This window comes from Mycobacterium sp. ELW1, assembly GCF_008329905.1.
Taxonomy (GTDB): domain Bacteria; phylum Actinomycetota; class Actinomycetes; order Mycobacteriales; family Mycobacteriaceae; genus Mycobacterium.
This window is the reverse complement of sequence record NZ_CP032155.1, coordinates 5,362,367-5,376,705: the sequence shown is the minus strand read 5'-3', so window position 1 is coordinate 5,376,705 and position 14,339 is coordinate 5,362,367. Positions and strand designations below refer to the sequence as shown.

Below are 14,339 nucleotides of genomic sequence, written 5' to 3'. Positions count from 1 at the left end.
CACATGGCCGGCTTGCTCGAGAACAAGGTCGTCGTGATCAGTGGCGTCGGCCCCGCGCTGGGCACCACACTGGCGCGCCGATGTGCCGAGGAAGGCGCCGACCTGGTGTTGGCGGCACGTACGGTCGGGCGTCTGGACGATGTGGCCAAGCAGGTCACCGACCTCGGCCGCCGCGCGCTGTCGGTGGGCACCGACATCACCGACGAGGCTCAGGTCGACAACCTGGTCAAGGAGACCCTGGCGGCCTACGGCAAGGTCGACGTGTTGATCAACAATGCGTTCAAGGTGCCGTCGATGAAGCCCTTCGCCAACACCTCGTTCGACCACATCCGCGAGACGGTGGAGCTCACGGTGCTCGGCGCGCTGCGGCTGATCCAGAGCTTCACCCCGGCATTGGTCGAGGCCAAGGGCTCGGTGGTCAACGTCAACTCGATGGTGCTCCGGCACTCCGACCCCAAGCAGGGCGCCTACAAGCTGGCCAAAGCGGCGTTGCTGTCGATGTCTCAGTCGCTGGCAAGTGAACTCGGGCCCCAGGGCATCCGCGTGAATTCGGTTCTGCCCGGCTACATCTGGGGTGGCACATTGCAGGGCTATTTCGAGCATCAGGCCGGGAAGTACGGCACGACCGTCGACGAGATCTACAAGGCCGCCGCGGTCAACAGCGATCTCAAGCGGCTACCCACCGAGGACGAGGTCGCCTCGGCGATCCTGTTCATGGCCAGCGATCTGTCCAACGGCATCACCGGCCAGACCCTGGACGTCAATTGCGGGGAGTATCACAACTGATGGTGGGAGTGAGTGAGGATCGCAGCGAGGCACGAGCGAGGACCGGAGCGAACGAGGTGAAGAACCGATGAGCGACTTTCTCACCGTCGAGAGTCTGAAGGCCTCGGCGGTCAAAGCCACCGGCATGGACGACTTCGGCGTCGATGACGACAACTATCAAGAAGCGCTGAGCGTGCTGCTCGAGTCGTTTCGCAACGAGGCGGACCTGACCGAACTCGGCAGCAAGATGCACCGGTTCTTCGTGCGGAATGCGTTGGTGGCCAGGCTCGTTTCCGAGGCTGCCTTCAAGCAGTACCCGGAGCACGTCGACGTGCCGATCGAGCGCCCGATCTTCGTCACCGGACTGCCGCGCACCGGTACCACCGCGTTGCACCGACTGCTGTGCGGAGATCCGCGGCACCAGGGCCTGGAGCTGTGGCTCGCAGAGTTCCCGCAGCCCCGCCCGCCGCGGGAATCCTGGAAGGACAACCCGGTCTTCCAGCAGATCGATGCACAGTTCACCAAGGCCCATGAGGAGAACCCGGATTACACGGGCCTGCATTACATGACCGCCGACGAGGTGGAGGAGTGCTGGCAGCTGCTGCGCCAGTCCGTGCACTCGGTGTCCTATGAGACGCTCGCGCACGTGCCCACGTACGCGCAATGGCTTGCGCGACAGGACTGGACCAAGTCGTACGCGCGGCATCGCAAGAACCTGCAGCTGATCGGACTCAACGATCCCGAGAAGCGTTGGGTTCTCAAGAATCCCAGCCATCTGTTCGCCCTCGACGCGGTGTTCGCCGTCTATCCGGATGCGCTGATCCTGCAGTGCCACCGGCCGGCGGAGACGATCATGGCCTCGATGTGCTCGCTGGCCCAGCACACCACCGAGGGCTGGTCGAACACGTTCAAAGACGAGGTCATCGGTGCCGACTCGTTGGAGACCTGGTCACGCGGACTGGAACTGTTCAACACCGAACGCGCCAAGCACAATCCGGCGCAGTTCTACGATGTCGACTACTTCGAGCTCATCCGCGAACCGATCAGCACCGTGGAAAAGATCTACTCGCACTTCGGTATCGAGCTGACCGATGAGGCGCGAGCGGCGATCCAGCGGACGGACGAGGAAAGCAAGCAGGGCCCGCGGGCGCCCAAGCACACCTACTCGCTGGCCGACTACGGTCTGACCGAGGAGCAGGTCAAGGAGCGCTTCAAGGGGCTGTAGCGGCCCCGCTCGCGCAGGAAAACTCAGCCGTCACCGGGTGCGGGTGCGCTGGAGTACTCTTCCAGACATCCTTCTGCCACAGCATGTCTGATGCTGTCGGACAACTTCGGGCAGGATCGGGTACGGGCGCTGCTGCCGCCCGCTTCCCGGATCTCGGCGAAGTAGGCGCAGCGCTGTTGCGCTTCGCTGCTCCACTGCACCGCGGTGTGGGCGGCTCCGAGCTTCTTGACCTTCACCGCGATGTGGCAGAACCGGCAGTCGATCTCGACCAGGCCGGCCGACAGGTACCGTTCCCGGTCTTGGCGGGTCGCCTCCTGGACAGCAGCCAACCGCTGCGGGTCCGCGGCGAAACCCGGTGCCTTGGACCATGATCCGGACGCATCGTCGCTGTGCTCGTGCGGCTCGTCGTGCTCGTGCACGCCGAGAAGCTCGAGCATGGACCGCGCCAGATCGTCGACGTCGGGCGGTGGATCCTCGGGGGTCATAGTCACACCTGAGTCGGCTGTCCTTCAGAATCGGCTTCGGCCTGCTTCTTGAGGTTCTCCTGAACCTCGACCTGCCACTTTTCGTTGGCCGGGGCGGTATCCACTTCGAGCTCGAAGCGGTCGGTCATGTCGGGCGTCACGTCGGCGACGTCGACGTAGAACTGCTGATACCAGCGGCGCATCTGGTAGACGGCGCCGTCCTCTTCGACGAGCAGCGGATTGTCGATGCGGGTCTTGTGCTTCCAGATTTCGACGTCCTGGAGGAAGCCCTTGCTGACGCCGACGACCATGGCATCCGACAGCTTGTCGCTCATGGACTCGTCCATGCCCTTGGGCTTCTCGACGATCACACCCACTGCAGAAAAAAAAAAAAAAAAAAAAAAAAAAAAAAAAAAAAAAAAAAAAAAAAAAAAAAATAAGAGAAGAGAAAGAAGAAAGAGAGAAAAGAAAGAAAAGAAGGGAGAAAGAACGAAAAAAGAAGAGAAGGAAGAGAGGAAGAGAGGAGAGAGAGGCCCCACACACCCGACGACCGACGACCCGACGCGACCCCGACCGACCACCCTGACTTTGAGGAGGGGAAGGACGGGCCCACTGCAGCATGAACGAGTCCTGCGTCACCGGGTAGTGGCAGTTGATCAGGATCGACTCGGCTTTGAAACCGCCGTAGTTGTTGTGCAGCCAGTTGATCATGAACGACGGGCCGAAGTACGACGCCTCTGAATCCAGGTGTGACTCGGTGTAGGCGGAGCCGCCGAGCGTGACGTCGGGCCGGCCGACGTTGTGCAGGTACTGCGACGCGATGTGGCCCTCGAAGACGTTCTTGAAGTACGTCGGCAAACCGAAGTGGATGTAGAAGAAGTGCGCCATGTCGGTGACGTTGTCGACGATCTCGCGGCAGTTGGAGCCCTCGATCAGCATCGAGTTCCACTTCCACTCGGTCCACTCGCCGCCCGCGTACTCAGGGATCTCCGGGATCCGCACCTCGGGCTGCGGCGGGTTGCCCTCGTGGTCATGCCAGACGAACAACAGCCCGCTGCGCACGTCGGTCTCCCAGGACCGGGTGCGGGCCAATCGCGGGGTCCGCTTGGCGTAGGGGACCAGGCGGCAACGACCGTCGCCGCCCCAGCGCCAGTCGTGGAACGGGCAGGCCAGGGCGTCGTCCTTGATGGTGCCCTGCGACAGGTCACCGCCGAGGTGCCGGCAGTAGGCGTCCAGGACGTGCACATCGTTGTTGGAATCGGCGAAAACCACCAGTTTGGTCCCGAACGCGTTGATCGGGTGGGGCTTGCCGTCGGTGTAGTCAGTGACCGGGCCCAGGCAGTGCCAGCCCCGGGCGTACCGGTCCGGCAGGGTTCCAGTGTCGATCTCGCGAATGCCGCTTGTCACCCTCGCGCCCCTCCAACTCGTAGGTTCTAACTAGAACACGTTACAGTTTTTCAGACTCATCGCGCAATGAGAGCAGAACTAGCTGCGGATTACCCATCTGAAGTGCGGTATATCTGGACGATGCCGATGTATTCGTTCGAAGGGCGTTCACCGCGGGTGGATCCGACTGCATTCGTCGCGCCCACCGCGGTGCTCATCGGGGACGTGACCGTGGAGGCCGGCGCATCGGTGTGGTTCAACACGGTTCTGCGGGGGGACTACGCGCCGATCGTGATCCGGGAGGGCGCCAACGTGCAGGACGGCTCGGTGCTGCACGCCCCACCGGGCATCCCGGTGGACATCGGTCCCGGGGCGACGGTTGCGCACATGTGCACCATCCACGGAGTGCACGTCGGGGCCGAGGCGCTGATCGCCAATCACTGCACGGTCCTCGACGGTGCGGTGATCGGGGCCCGCAGCATGATCGCTGCGCATTCACTGGTGGTCGGCGGCACCCACATCCCGGACGAGGTACTGGTCACCGGATCACCGGCGAAGGTCAAGGGTCCGATCGCCGGAACTAGGGCCGAGGTCTGGGTGAACATCAACCCCAAGGCGTACCAGGATCTGGCGCAGCGCTATCTGACGGGCTTCCACGAAGTCTGAGACCTCCGTCTCGCGGGAGTTTGGCCGATTTCGCCGCAGGGTATGTCCCGGCTACTGACAAGGCGTAGCGCGTGGAGGACTGAGGATGGCACTCGATATCTGCCCGGCGTGTGGCTATCCCACCATCGGAGCCGCGGTGTGCGCGGCCTGCTCGTTGGCCGCACCGGCACCGGCTGAATGGCCGCTGGTCTATGCCGAGGCGACCGCCCCCGCCGCGTAGGCCTCGAGTGTTGAACGCCTAGATCTTCTGGGCGCTGGCGGCCGCTTTGTCCAGCTCCCAATATGCCCGCAGCGCGACGATCTTGCCGTCGTCGTCGACGCGATAGGTGAAGACGCCCTCGGCGATCACCCGGTACCCGCTGGACTCGATCACGATGTGGCCGACGTTGGCTTCCTCGTTGCCGCACTGATACGTCTTCTCGAAATTGAACGTCAGCGTGCTGGGGGCGATCGCCATGTCGTAGAACTTCGCGATCGCTTCCTTGCCGCGGTGTCCCTTGCCCTCGGGGTCGAAATGCGATGGTCCGATCGGATCTTCGACGATCGCATCGTCGGCGAACACCGCAAGCCACGCCTGCTTGTCATGAGCCATGGCCGCCTCACGGGATCGCCGTCCCGCCTGGTGAACCGCCGCGTTCGGATCCGTGACCGTCACGGCTCAGTCCTGCCAGCCGGAGTGGATGTACGTCTCGGCGAACCGCTTCATCGAGTCGATCTTCTTATCGACCGGCGCGTCGAAGGGCAACCCCTCGAACACCCATGGAATCCCGATGTAGTCGGTGACGCCGGCCTTGACCAGATCGCGGTGACCATCGACGCCGAACTTGTCGATGCAGACCGCCTGGTACTCGAAGGGGTCGTCGGCGCGACCGGCCTCGGCCAGCAGTTTCTTGAGCGTGGAGATCGTCTCGGCCAGCTCGTCGCAGGTCATCATCGCGCTGGTCCAGCCGTCGCCGATCCGGACCGCACGCTTGAGCGCCACGTCGGTGTGGCCGCCCACGTAGAACGGCACCGGCACCGACGGCGCCGGGCTCATCTGCAGCCGGTCGAAGTCGTAGAACTCGCCGTGGTGCTCGACCATGCCGCCGGCGAGTACCAGCTTGATGACGTCGATCATCTCGTCGACGCGCTTGCCTCGCTTGGCGTACGGTACCCCGCACCACTCGAATTCCTCAGGCGCCCAACCGATCCCCACGCCGAAGCCGAATCGGTTGTTGGTCAGGTTCGCCACGGAACCGACCTGGCGGGCCAGCAGCAGCGGGTTTCGCGAACCGAGCTTCATCACGTTGGTGTAGAAGCGCAGCTTCGAGGTCACCGCACCCAATGCGCCCGCGAGGATCAGCGGATCGACCCAGGGCGAGTTCTCGTCGAACATCCGCTTGCCGTCGGCGGTGTAGGGATAGTCGACGGACTGCTTCTCGAAATAGAAGATCGAGTCCGGCAGCGCGATGTTGTCGAAGCCGAGATCTTCTGCCGCCTTGGCGATTTCGATGAGCTGGTCCAGCGGGCTGAACGCGATGCTGACCGTGTACTGCATGCGGGTCATTTCGCGGCTGGCTTATCCGAGCTGACCACCCACATCGAGTAGTACTGCGCGCCGCCGCCGTACGCATGGCCCAACGCCTTGCGTGCACCTTCGACCTGGTGCGCGCCGGCCTTGCCCATCACCTGGATCGCCGACTCGGCGAACCGGATCATGCCTGACGCACCAATGGGATTGGAGCTCAGCACGCCGCCGGAGGGGTTGAACGGGATCTTGCCGCCGATCGCCGTCTCGCCGGCCTCGGTCAGCTTCCAGCCGCCGCCCTCCGGCGCGAAGCCCAGGCTCTCCAGCCACATCGGCTCGTACCAGGAGAAGGGCACGTAGACCTCGGCCACGTCGATCTCGTCGATCGGGCTGGTGATCCCCGCCGCCTTCCACAGTGCGGCCGCCGCATCACGGCTGGCCTGCGGATTGACCTGGTCGCGGCCGGCGTAAGCCAGCGGCTCGGTGCGCAGCGCCGTCGCATGCACCCAGGCGACGGGATGTCCGTCGGCGACCCGGGCGTCGGCGGCCTCCTCGTCACCGATCACCATGGCCGCCGCGCCGTCCGAGGACGGGCAGGTCTCGTCGTAGCGGATGGGATCCCACAGCATCGGGGACTCCATCACCTTCTCGACGGTGATGTCGGGCTGGTGCAGATGCGCCAGTGGGTTTTTGGCGCCGTTGTGCCGGTCTTTGACCGCGACTATCGCGCCGATGTTCAGGGGCGCGCCGGAGCGACGGATGTAGGCGCGCACGTGCGGTGCGAAGTAGCCGCCCGCGCCGGCGCCCACCGGCTTGGTGAACGGCACCGGAATGCTCAACGCCCACATGGCATTCGACTCGGACTGCTTCTCCCACGCCATGGTGAGCACGCGCTTGTACTTGCCCGATTGCACCAAGCTGGCGGCGACGATGGCCGTCGACCCGCCCACCGAACCCGCGGTGTGCACCCGGATCAGCGGCTTGCCGGTGGCGCCCACGGCGTCGGCCATGAACAGCTCGGGCATCATCACGCCCTCGAAGAAGTCGGGTGCCTTGCCCACGACGACGGCGTCGATGTCGTCGAAGGTCGACCCCGAGTCCTCCAGCGCCCGGTCGATCGCCTCGCGCACCAGACCGTTCATCGACACGTCTTTGCGCTTGGCGACGTACTTCGTCTGTCCCGTTCCGAGAACTGCGGCGAGCTTCTTGGCCATGACTACTTCCCCTCCAGCACGGCGACCAGATTCTGTTGCAGCGCAGGGCCGCTGGTGGCATGGGCCAGGACGCGACCCGCCGAGCCATCGAAGATGTGCTGGGCGGCGAACCCGATCCGCTCGAGGCCGGCCGAGAACATCGGGTTGGCAGCCAGGGCGCCGCCCGACGGGTTGACCTTCGTCGACTCCGGAAGGCCGATCGCTTCGGTCAGGATCAGCTGCTGGTGGCTGAACGGGGCGTAGATCTCCGCGATCTCGATGGAGCTGGTGTCTCCGCCGGTGGCCGCCTTGGCCGACGCGGCGGTTGACGGCGACGTGGTCAGGTCGCGCGCGCCGAGCACCGGCGTTTCGATGCGATGCTCGAAACCGGTGATCCAGGCCGGGTTTTCCCGCAGCTCGCGGGCCCGATCGCCGGCCGCCAGCACGATGGCCGACGCTCCGTCGGTGATCGGAGCGATGTCATGGCGCCGCAACGGATCTGCGAAGTACGGCCGGGACAGCAGCTCATCGATGCTAGCGGCCGGCTTCTCGGAATCGGTACGTCCGACTGCCAGCGCGTCCAGCGCGACCTGAGCCATCTGCTCTTCGGTCCACTTGCCGGAGTCCAGGCCGAACCGGGCCTGCAGGCCGGCCATCGACACCGAATCGGGCCACAGTGGCGCGACGGTGTACGGGTCGGTCTGCAGAGCCAGGACTCGGCGCAGCGTGCCCGCCGAGGACTTGCCGAAGCCGTACACCAGCGCGGTCTCGACCTCGCCGGTCAGGATCTTGATGTACGCCTCGTACAGCGCCCAGGCCGCGTCCATCTCGACGTGTGATTCGTTGATCGGCGGCACGGCGCCGATCGAGTCGATCGCCGAGATGAACGAAAACGCGCGGCCGGCAAGGTAATCCGAGGAACCGGAGCACCAGAAGCCGATGTCGGTCTGCTTCAAGCCCAGCTCGCCGTAGAGCGATTTGAAGCACGGCATCAGCATCTCGACGCCGTTGGTGGTGCCGTTGGTACGCCGGACATGCGGAGCATGCGCGAAGCCGACGACCGCTACATCGCGAAAAGTCATGTGGCGATTCCCTTTAGAGGTGGTGCTTGTAGGTGTCGTATTCGGCGTCGGGTTCGCCGGTCGGTTTGAAGTACTCGATGTTGTCGATGCCCAGACCCCACTCCTCGCGGGGCTTCCACACCGCCTGAACCCGCATGCCCATCCGCACGTCAGCGACCTCGATCTCCTGAATCAGGTGCAGGAACGGGATGTCGGCGCCGTCGAGCAACACGTAGGCCGCGACATACGGCGGCTTGATGCGCTGCCCGGCGAACGGGATGTTGATGATGGCGAACGTCGTCACCGTGCCCTTGTCCGGCAGCTCAACGAAGTTGTCCAGCTCGAGGCCGGTGGCCGGATCGGCTTCCTTCGGCGGGAAGTACACCTTGCCGTCGCTGCCGGTACGGGCGCCCAGCAGCTTGCCGTCTTCCAGTCCGCGCAGAAAGGCGCTCTCCGGAAGCGATGCGGTGTGCTGGATTTCGATGCTGCTCGGCGACACCAGGATGGTCACCGGCTCGCGGTCGTCCGAGGACGGCTCCACGGATTCTTCGGTGTCACCGAGCGCGAAGTACGCGATATCGGTGATCGCGCCGACGGGCTCGTCGATCCAGTGCGCATGCACCCGCGCGCCCGTGCTGATCGCGTCGGGCGAATCCGCGGCGACCGCGTGCAGCAGGGCGGTGTCCGCGCCGTCGAGCTTGATCAGCGCCCAGGCGAACGGCTTGTCCAGCGGCTGGCCCTCCAGCGGGTGGGACTGCCAGGTCCACGACTCGACGGTCCCGACACTGGCGACCGGTACCACCTCCGTCAACGGCGCGTAGGTCACGGGGTCATACTCAGCGGGTGGTACGAGCACTCGCCCGTCCGAACCGCGGACACCGAGGATGCGTCGCTCACGCAAAGCGGTGAAGAACTGGCCGAGGAGTGGTCCGACTGAACGGGTGTAGTCGAATGACAGCTTCAGCGGTGCCGAAAGGGGCTTCTGATGCGCGTCGATCTGCACCGGGCTGCTTTGGCTGGTGGTCACATCATCGAGTAGAACAGGTTCTAAGAATCGTGGCAAGGACCGTGTCCCGGCCAGAAAGGCGGCACCGATGAAGCTGGGTCTGCAACTCGGATACTGGAGCGCACAACCCCCGACGAACCATGCGGAGTTGGTGGCCGTGGCGGAGGAGGCCGGGTTCGACACCGTATTCACCGCGGAGGCGTGGGGCTCGGATGCGTTCACCCCGCTGGCGTGGTGGGGACGCGAAACCACCCGGATGCGGTTGGGCACCTCGGTGGTGCAACTGTCGGCGCGTACCCCGACCGCGTGTGCGATGGCGTCGCTGACGCTGGACCATCTTTCCGGGGGTCGCCACATCCTGGGGCTGGGTGTCTCCGGACCCCAGGTCGTCGAGGGCTGGTACGGGCAGAAGTTCCCGAAGCCGTTGGCGCGCACCCGTGAGTACATCGACATCATCCGGCAGGTCTGGGCGCGCGAAGCCCCGGTCACCAGCGCCGGCCCGCATTACCCGCTGCCGCTGTCCGGGGAGGGCACCACCGGGTTGGGTAAGCCGCTCAAGCCGATCGTGCATCCGCTGCGGGCCGACATCCCGATCATGCTCGGCGCCGAGGGCCCGAAGAACGTCGCGCTGGCCGCCGAGATCTGCGACGGGTGGCTGCCGATCTTCTACTCGCCGCGGCTGGCGCCGATGTACAACGAGTGGCTCGACGAAGGCTTCGCCCGTCCGGGCGCGCGCCGCAGCCGCGAGGACTTCGAGATCTGCGCGACCGCGCAGGTGGTCGTCACCGACGACCGGGCCTCGATCATGGACCTGATCAAGCCGCACCTGGCGCTCTACATGGGCGGAATGGGCGCGGAAGACACCAACTTCCACGCCGACGTCTACCGGCGGATGGGCTACTCCGAGGTCGTCGACGAGGTCACCCGACTGTTCCGTAGCGACCGCAAGGACGACGCGGCCAAGGCGGTTCCCGACGAACTCGTCGACGACTCGGCGATCGTCGGCGACATCGACTACGTGCGCAAACAGATCGTCGCGTGGGAGGCCGCCGGGGTGACGATGATGGTCATCGGCGCCCGGACTCCCGAGCAGATCCACGAGGCCGCAGCCCTGTTGTAGACACTTCTTGCGAGTTGTCTAGTCGGGGCTCTAGATTGACCGGATGACGCTCGGCTCAGCGCAGCACGTGGGCGTCGCCGAACGTCATGTCGACGTGGGCGACCGATCCCGACACCATCGCGCGCTTCGGCAGGCCCAGCGTGGCCAGCTCTTTGGCGTACGGGTGGTCGCCGAGCCGCAGTGTGGCACCGCCCGGGCGGAAGCGGACGCCGGAATTCTTCATCTCCCAGGGCACCTCGCGAGTGGTGCCGTCGGCGAACGTGTACGTCTTGAGCACCTGGGTGCGCGGGCGCAGCGACGGGATCGGCAGGCCGCGGTGGAACTCGATTCCGGCGATCAGCGATCCGTTCTCACTGACGTCGAAAGTGAACGGATTGGCCTCGCGCACGTTGAAGTCGGCCATGATCTTGGGGAAGCCCCAGATGGTGCGGCCGGCCTCGAGAGTGAAGGACTGGTCCACCGGCAGGTGGTGGATGAACGCCGCGGCGTCGCCGAGTGCCTTGAGCCCGCGGGCATTCGAGCCCGGCGGATTGACCATCACGCAAGTTCCGAACTCGTTGTACTTGCCCAGGTCTCCGTCGATGTAGCGGGCCAGCATCAGGTTGACCACCGCGCGGCCCGGGCGGAATTCGCAGACCTTCAGGCCGCTGTAATCGACAAGTCGCTGCGCGGCATCGGCCGGAACCGAGAACATTGCCGTGTGGACGTCGGCCTTGCGAACCCGCACCGGCATGGTGAGCACCGTGCCGGCGATCGTGTGCTGCGAATCAGACATGCGGTCACTGTAAACCGCTTTGACACCAAGCGTGAACGAAAAGTAGTGGAGGAAACGAGATGACAGGCACTCTGGCGCCGGCCAAGCCGAATGTTGATCTGACTGACGGCAATTTCTACGCCGACGGAGGGGCGCGCGACGCGTATCGCTGGATGCGGGCCAACGAGCCGGTGTTTCGCGACCGCAACGGTCTTGCCGCCGCGACGAGCTACCAGGCCGTCATCGACGCCGAACGCGATCCCGAGACCTTCTCCAACACCGGCGGCATCCGGCCCGACAACCCGGGCATGCCCTACATGATCGACATGGACGATCCCGGACATCTGTTGCGGCGCAAGCTCGTCAACGCGGGCTTCACCCGTAAGCGGGTGATGGACAAGGTCGCCGGGATCGATAACCTGTGCGACACGCTGATCGATGCGGTATGTGAGCGGGGAGAGTGCGACTTCGTCCGCGACATCGCCGCGCCGCTGCCGATGGCCGTCATCGGCGACATGCTCGGTGTGCTGCCAGAGGAACGCTCGACGCTGTTGAAGTGGTCCGATGACCTGGTGTGCGGCTTGAACTCCGCCGCTGACGCCGAGACCTTGCAAGCGGTCATGGATGCGTTCGCCGGGTACTCCGCATACGCCACCGAGACGATCGCCAAGCGCCGGGCCGAACCGACCGACGACCTGTTCTCGATCCTGGTCAATTCCGAGGTCGAAGGCCAGCGGATGGATGATCAGGAGATCATCATGGAGACCCTGCTGATTCTCATCGGCGGGGAGACACTCGCGCACGTTGTCGCGGTACCGAACGCGAGCTCGGCTGCCAGGGATCAGGCAATGATGCGCGGATCAGCTGGATCGGACCACTCGATGATCTCATCGGCGCGGGGACGAGACCACTCGGCACACGTTGTCGGGCGGTACCGAACAGCTTGTGCGCCATCGGGATCAGTGGCAGAGCCTGGTCGCGGATCCGAGCCTGATACCCGGCGCCATCGAAGAGATGTTGCGCTGGACCTCGCCGGTGAAGAACATGGCCCGAACCGCCATGCGCGATGTGGACTTCCACGGCACCCAGTTGCGCGAGGGCGAGAAGATGCTCTTGATGTTCGAGGCCGCCAACTTCGACGAGTCGGTGTTCGGCGATCCGGAGAACTTCCGTATCGACCGGAACCCGAACAGCCACTTGGCCTTCGGCTTCGGAACTCACTTCTGCCTCGGCAATCAGCTGGCCCGGCTGGAATTGAGCACCATGGTGCGCAAGGTTCTCGAGCGTCTGCCGGACCTGCGGCTCGCCGACGAGTCCGCGCTGCCGTTGCGGCCGGCCAACTTCGTCAGCGGCCTCGAGGAGATGCCGGTGGTGTTCACGCCGTCGCGACCGGTGCTGGCGTAGGCGCGACTCGCGCGACCGTCACACCTGAGCCACGGCCGGCGCCCAGCGTGACGCTGGTGCGACGCTCGGTGCGTTCTCAGGTGTTTGAGTACTCCCGATTTTGGGAAAATGACCCCATCCCGGCGTGAATGGTGTTGCTTGCCGACCGGGGCGACATCGTGACTAGTTGTGGGGCGACATGAGTGTGACCGAATCTGACCAGGCCCATTACCTGCGGCGGTTCTTTCTCGCCGCGATGCTGACCACCGCGACGCTGGTGACGGCGCCGACGGGCAGCCCAGTCGCCTCGGCCGACGAAGGTTGTGCCGACGTCGAGGTGGTCTTCGCCCGTGGCACCTTCGAACCGCCTGGTGTCGGCGGTATCGGGCAGGCGTTCGTCGACGAGTTGCGAGCTCAGCCGCAATTGGCGGGTAAGTCCGTCGACGTGTACGCGGTGAATTACCCTGCTTCAGTGCAGTTCTCGACTGCGGCCGATGGCGTGATCGACGCCAGTAACCGGGTCCGGGACATGGCGAGCAGGTGCCCGAACACCAAGATGGTGCTGGGCGGCTACTCGCAGGGTGCGGCGGTGGCCGGCTACGTCACCGCCGACAAGATCCCGGATGGCTACATCCCGCCCGACGGCATCACCGGACCGATGGCGCCGGAGATCGCCAAGCACGTCTCCGCCGTGGCACTGTTCGGCAAGCCGTCCAACGGGTTCTTGAACAGCATCGACAGGACCGCGCCGCCCATCACGGTGGGCAGCCTCTACGCCGCCAAGACCATCGACCAGTGCGTCCCCGAGGACCCCATCTGCTCGCCGACCGGCGGCGACAACGGGGCCCACCAGGCATACGCCGCCAACGGTATGACGGCGCAGGCAGCCGGTTTCGCGGCGGACAAGATCGCCGCGTCAATGGCGACGGCCCCGAAGGCGCCTAGCGCATCTTGAACTGCGGGGCCCGCTTCTCCTTGAACGCCAGCGGGCCTTCCTTGGCGTCGTCGGACAGGAATACCGGGATGCCGTTGGCGGTGTCGGGCTTGAAGGCATCGAGTTCGTGCATGCCTTCGGCCTCGCGGATGGTCTTGAGGATCGCCTGCACGGCGAGCGGGCCGTTGTTGTTGATGACTTCGGCGATCTCGAGCGCCTTGTCCAGCGCCGTGCCGTCGGGCACCACGTACCCGATCAGCCCGTAGGACAGCGCCTCCGCTGCAGTGATGTGCCTGCCGGTCAACAGCAGGTCGCAGGCGATGGTGTACGGGATCTGCCGCGGCAGGCGCACGGCCGAGCCACCCATCGGGTACAGGCTCCACTTGGCCTCGGAGATACCGAACTTCGCACTCTCGCCGGCCACCCGGATGTCGGTGCCCTGCAGGATCTCGGTGCCGCCCGCGATGGCTGGGCCTTCGACGGCCGCGATCAGCGGCTTGGTGAGCCTGCGCCCCTTCAGCAGACCCTCGATCTTCGTCGGATCGAAGGCGCCGCTCTTGAACGAGTCGCCGGGAGGCGCCTTGGTCGCGCCCTTGAGGTCCATGCCCGCGCAGAAGTAGCCGCCGGCGCCCGTCAGGATGCAGGTGCGGATCTCCGGATCGTTGTCGACGCGGTCCCAAGCCTCCACCATGATCGAGAGCATCTCGGTGGAAAGTGCGTTGCGGGCCTCGGGCCGGTTCAGCGTGACGATGAGAGTGTGTCCGCGCTGCTCAATGAGGGCGTCGGGGCTTTTTTCGGACTCGCTCACGGGTACCTGCCTTCCAGCGTCACTGCCACAGACTTGTCAGGAAATGTAACACGTTCTAATTTGGGTC

At 64.9% G+C, this 14,339-nt stretch carries 14 protein-coding genes and 4 pseudogenes; 8 read left to right on the top strand and 10 right to left on the bottom strand.

Annotated features, from left to right (window positions below; translation table 11 throughout):
• Positions 1-3: 3 nt before the first annotated feature.
• Together D3H54_RS25760 and D3H54_RS25755 are read left to right on the top strand one after the other, a co-directional pair.
• Positions 4-786, top strand: coding sequence for an SDR family oxidoreductase (locus D3H54_RS25760; protein ID WP_149382382.1), 783 nt, complete (start codon positions 4-6; stop codon positions 784-786).
• A 67-nt stretch (positions 787-853) separates the two neighbouring features.
• Positions 854-1,990, top strand: coding sequence for a sulfotransferase family protein (locus D3H54_RS25755; RefSeq protein ID WP_149382380.1), 1,137 nt, complete (start codon positions 854-856; stop codon positions 1,988-1,990).
• Between the two features lie 23 nt (positions 1,991-2,013).
• Here the strand turns inward: D3H54_RS25755 and D3H54_RS25750 are convergent, their stop codons facing one another.
• From D3H54_RS25750 to D3H54_RS25735, 3 genes and pseudogenes are all read right to left on the bottom strand, one after another.
• Positions 2,014-2,475, bottom strand: coding sequence for a hypothetical protein (locus D3H54_RS25750; RefSeq protein WP_115317444.1), 462 nt, complete (start codon positions 2,473-2,475; stop codon positions 2,014-2,016).
• 2 nt (positions 2,476-2,477) lie between these two features.
• Positions 2,478-2,828: pseudogene (locus tag D3H54_RS25745) on the bottom strand (3-ketosteroid-9-alpha-hydroxylase); the annotation flags it as partial.
• A gap of 235 nt (positions 2,829-3,063) precedes the next feature.
• A pseudogene (locus tag D3H54_RS25735) lies at positions 3,064-3,861 on the bottom strand (3-ketosteroid-9-alpha-monooxygenase, oxygenase component); the annotation flags it as partial.
• A 120-nt stretch (positions 3,862-3,981) separates the two neighbouring features.
• Here D3H54_RS25735 and D3H54_RS25730 point away from each other — a divergent pair.
• Entirely contained in the window at positions 3,982-4,506 is a 525-nt protein-coding gene (locus D3H54_RS25730) for a gamma carbonic anhydrase family protein (protein ID WP_149383739.1), read from the top strand.
• A gap of 85 nt (positions 4,507-4,591) precedes the next feature.
• Positions 4,592-4,726 (top strand): hypothetical protein, encoded by a 135-nt coding sequence (locus tag D3H54_RS31930; protein WP_286199000.1) that lies wholly within the window; start codon positions 4,592-4,594, stop codon positions 4,724-4,726.
• A gap of 18 nt (positions 4,727-4,744) precedes the next feature.
• On the opposite strand, the gene D3H54_RS25725 is transcribed toward D3H54_RS31930, so the two are convergent.
• From D3H54_RS25725 to D3H54_RS25705, 5 genes are read right to left on the bottom strand one after another with little or no spacing between them, the layout of a single operon-like run.
• Entirely contained in the window at positions 4,745-5,161 is a 417-nt protein-coding gene (locus D3H54_RS25725; protein WP_149382376.1) for a nuclear transport factor 2 family protein, read from the bottom strand.
• A gap of 3 nt (positions 5,162-5,164) precedes the next feature.
• Positions 5,165-6,043, bottom strand: coding sequence for a TIGR03619 family F420-dependent LLM class oxidoreductase (locus D3H54_RS25720; RefSeq protein WP_149382374.1), 879 nt, complete (start codon positions 6,041-6,043; stop codon positions 5,165-5,167).
• A gap of 5 nt (positions 6,044-6,048) precedes the next feature.
• Positions 6,049-7,227, bottom strand: coding sequence for a thiolase family protein (locus D3H54_RS25715; protein ID WP_115317440.1), 1,179 nt, complete (start codon positions 7,225-7,227; stop codon positions 6,049-6,051).
• A gap of 2 nt (positions 7,228-7,229) precedes the next feature.
• Complete coding sequence (locus D3H54_RS25710; protein WP_149382372.1) at positions 7,230-8,288, bottom strand: thiolase family protein; 1,059 nt, start codon at positions 8,286-8,288, stop codon at positions 7,230-7,232.
• A 13-nt stretch (positions 8,289-8,301) separates the two neighbouring features.
• Positions 8,302-9,294 (bottom strand): Zn-ribbon domain-containing OB-fold protein, encoded by a 993-nt coding sequence (locus D3H54_RS25705; RefSeq protein ID WP_210419595.1) that lies wholly within the window; start codon positions 9,292-9,294, stop codon positions 8,302-8,304.
• A 67-nt stretch (positions 9,295-9,361) separates the two neighbouring features.
• On the opposite strand from D3H54_RS25705, the gene D3H54_RS25700 reads away from it, so the two are divergent.
• A complete protein-coding gene (locus D3H54_RS25700; RefSeq protein WP_115317438.1) occupies positions 9,362-10,393 on the top strand; it encodes an LLM class F420-dependent oxidoreductase in 1,032 nt (343 codons plus the stop codon).
• Positions 10,394-10,448: 55 nt separating this feature from the next.
• On the opposite strand, the gene D3H54_RS25695 is transcribed toward D3H54_RS25700, so the two are convergent.
• Positions 10,449-11,168, bottom strand: coding sequence for an acetoacetate decarboxylase family protein (locus D3H54_RS25695; RefSeq protein ID WP_210419594.1), 720 nt, complete (start codon positions 11,166-11,168; stop codon positions 10,449-10,451).
• Between the two features lie 59 nt (positions 11,169-11,227).
• Between D3H54_RS25695 and D3H54_RS25690 the strand changes: the two are divergent.
• The 3 genes and pseudogenes from D3H54_RS25690 to D3H54_RS25680 form a co-directional block, all read left to right on the top strand.
• Positions 11,228-11,932 (top strand): annotated as a pseudogene (locus tag D3H54_RS25690) (cytochrome P450 family protein); the annotation flags it as partial.
• A 112-nt stretch (positions 11,933-12,044) separates the two neighbouring features.
• Positions 12,045-12,551 (top strand): annotated as a pseudogene (locus tag D3H54_RS25685) (cytochrome P450); the annotation flags it as partial.
• 235 nt (positions 12,552-12,786) lie between these two features.
• Positions 12,787-13,485, top strand: coding sequence for a cutinase family protein (locus D3H54_RS25680; protein ID WP_168215115.1), 699 nt, complete (start codon positions 12,787-12,789; stop codon positions 13,483-13,485).
• Here D3H54_RS25680 and D3H54_RS25675 read toward each other — a convergent pair.
• Positions 13,472-14,272 carry a crotonase/enoyl-CoA hydratase family protein gene (locus D3H54_RS25675; protein ID WP_102807258.1) on the bottom strand — a complete coding sequence of 267 codons (801 nt, stop codon included), beginning with the start codon at positions 14,270-14,272 and terminating at the stop codon, positions 13,472-13,474. The genes D3H54_RS25680 and D3H54_RS25675 overlap by 14 nt on opposite strands.
• Between the last annotated feature and the right edge of the window lie 67 nt (positions 14,273-14,339).

Excerpts from the sequence above, each read along its gene's own strand:
- D3H54_RS25760 (WP_149382382.1), top strand. The coding sequence starts at position 4 with ATGGCCGGCTTGCTCGAGAACAAGGTCGTCGTGATCAGTGGCGTCGGC.
- D3H54_RS25755 (WP_149382380.1), top strand. The coding sequence starts at position 854 with ATGAGCGACTTTCTCACCGTCGAGAGTCTGAAGGCCTCGGCGGTCAAA.
- D3H54_RS25750 (WP_115317444.1), bottom strand. The coding sequence starts at position 2,475 with ATGACCCCCGAGGATCCACCGCCCGACGTCGACGATCTGGCGCGGTCC.
- D3H54_RS25730 (WP_149383739.1), top strand. The coding sequence starts at position 3,982 with ATGCCGATGTATTCGTTCGAAGGGCGTTCACCGCGGGTGGATCCGACT.
- D3H54_RS31930 (WP_286199000.1), top strand. The coding sequence starts at position 4,592 with ATGGCACTCGATATCTGCCCGGCGTGTGGCTATCCCACCATCGGAGCC.
- D3H54_RS25720 (WP_149382374.1), bottom strand. The coding sequence starts at position 6,043 with ATGCAGTACACGGTCAGCATCGCGTTCAGCCCGCTGGACCAGCTCATC.
- D3H54_RS25715 (WP_115317440.1), bottom strand. The coding sequence starts at position 7,227 with ATGGCCAAGAAGCTCGCCGCAGTTCTCGGAACGGGACAGACGAAGTAC.
- D3H54_RS25710 (WP_149382372.1), bottom strand. The coding sequence starts at position 8,288 with ATGACTTTTCGCGATGTAGCGGTCGTCGGCTTCGCGCATGCTCCGCAT.
- D3H54_RS25700 (WP_115317438.1), top strand. The coding sequence starts at position 9,362 with ATGAAGCTGGGTCTGCAACTCGGATACTGGAGCGCACAACCCCCGACG.
- D3H54_RS25695 (WP_210419594.1), bottom strand. The coding sequence starts at position 11,168 with ATGTCTGATTCGCAGCACACGATCGCCGGCACGGTGCTCACCATGCCG.
- D3H54_RS25680 (WP_168215115.1), top strand. The coding sequence starts at position 12,787 with ATGCTGACCACCGCGACGCTGGTGACGGCGCCGACGGGCAGCCCAGTC.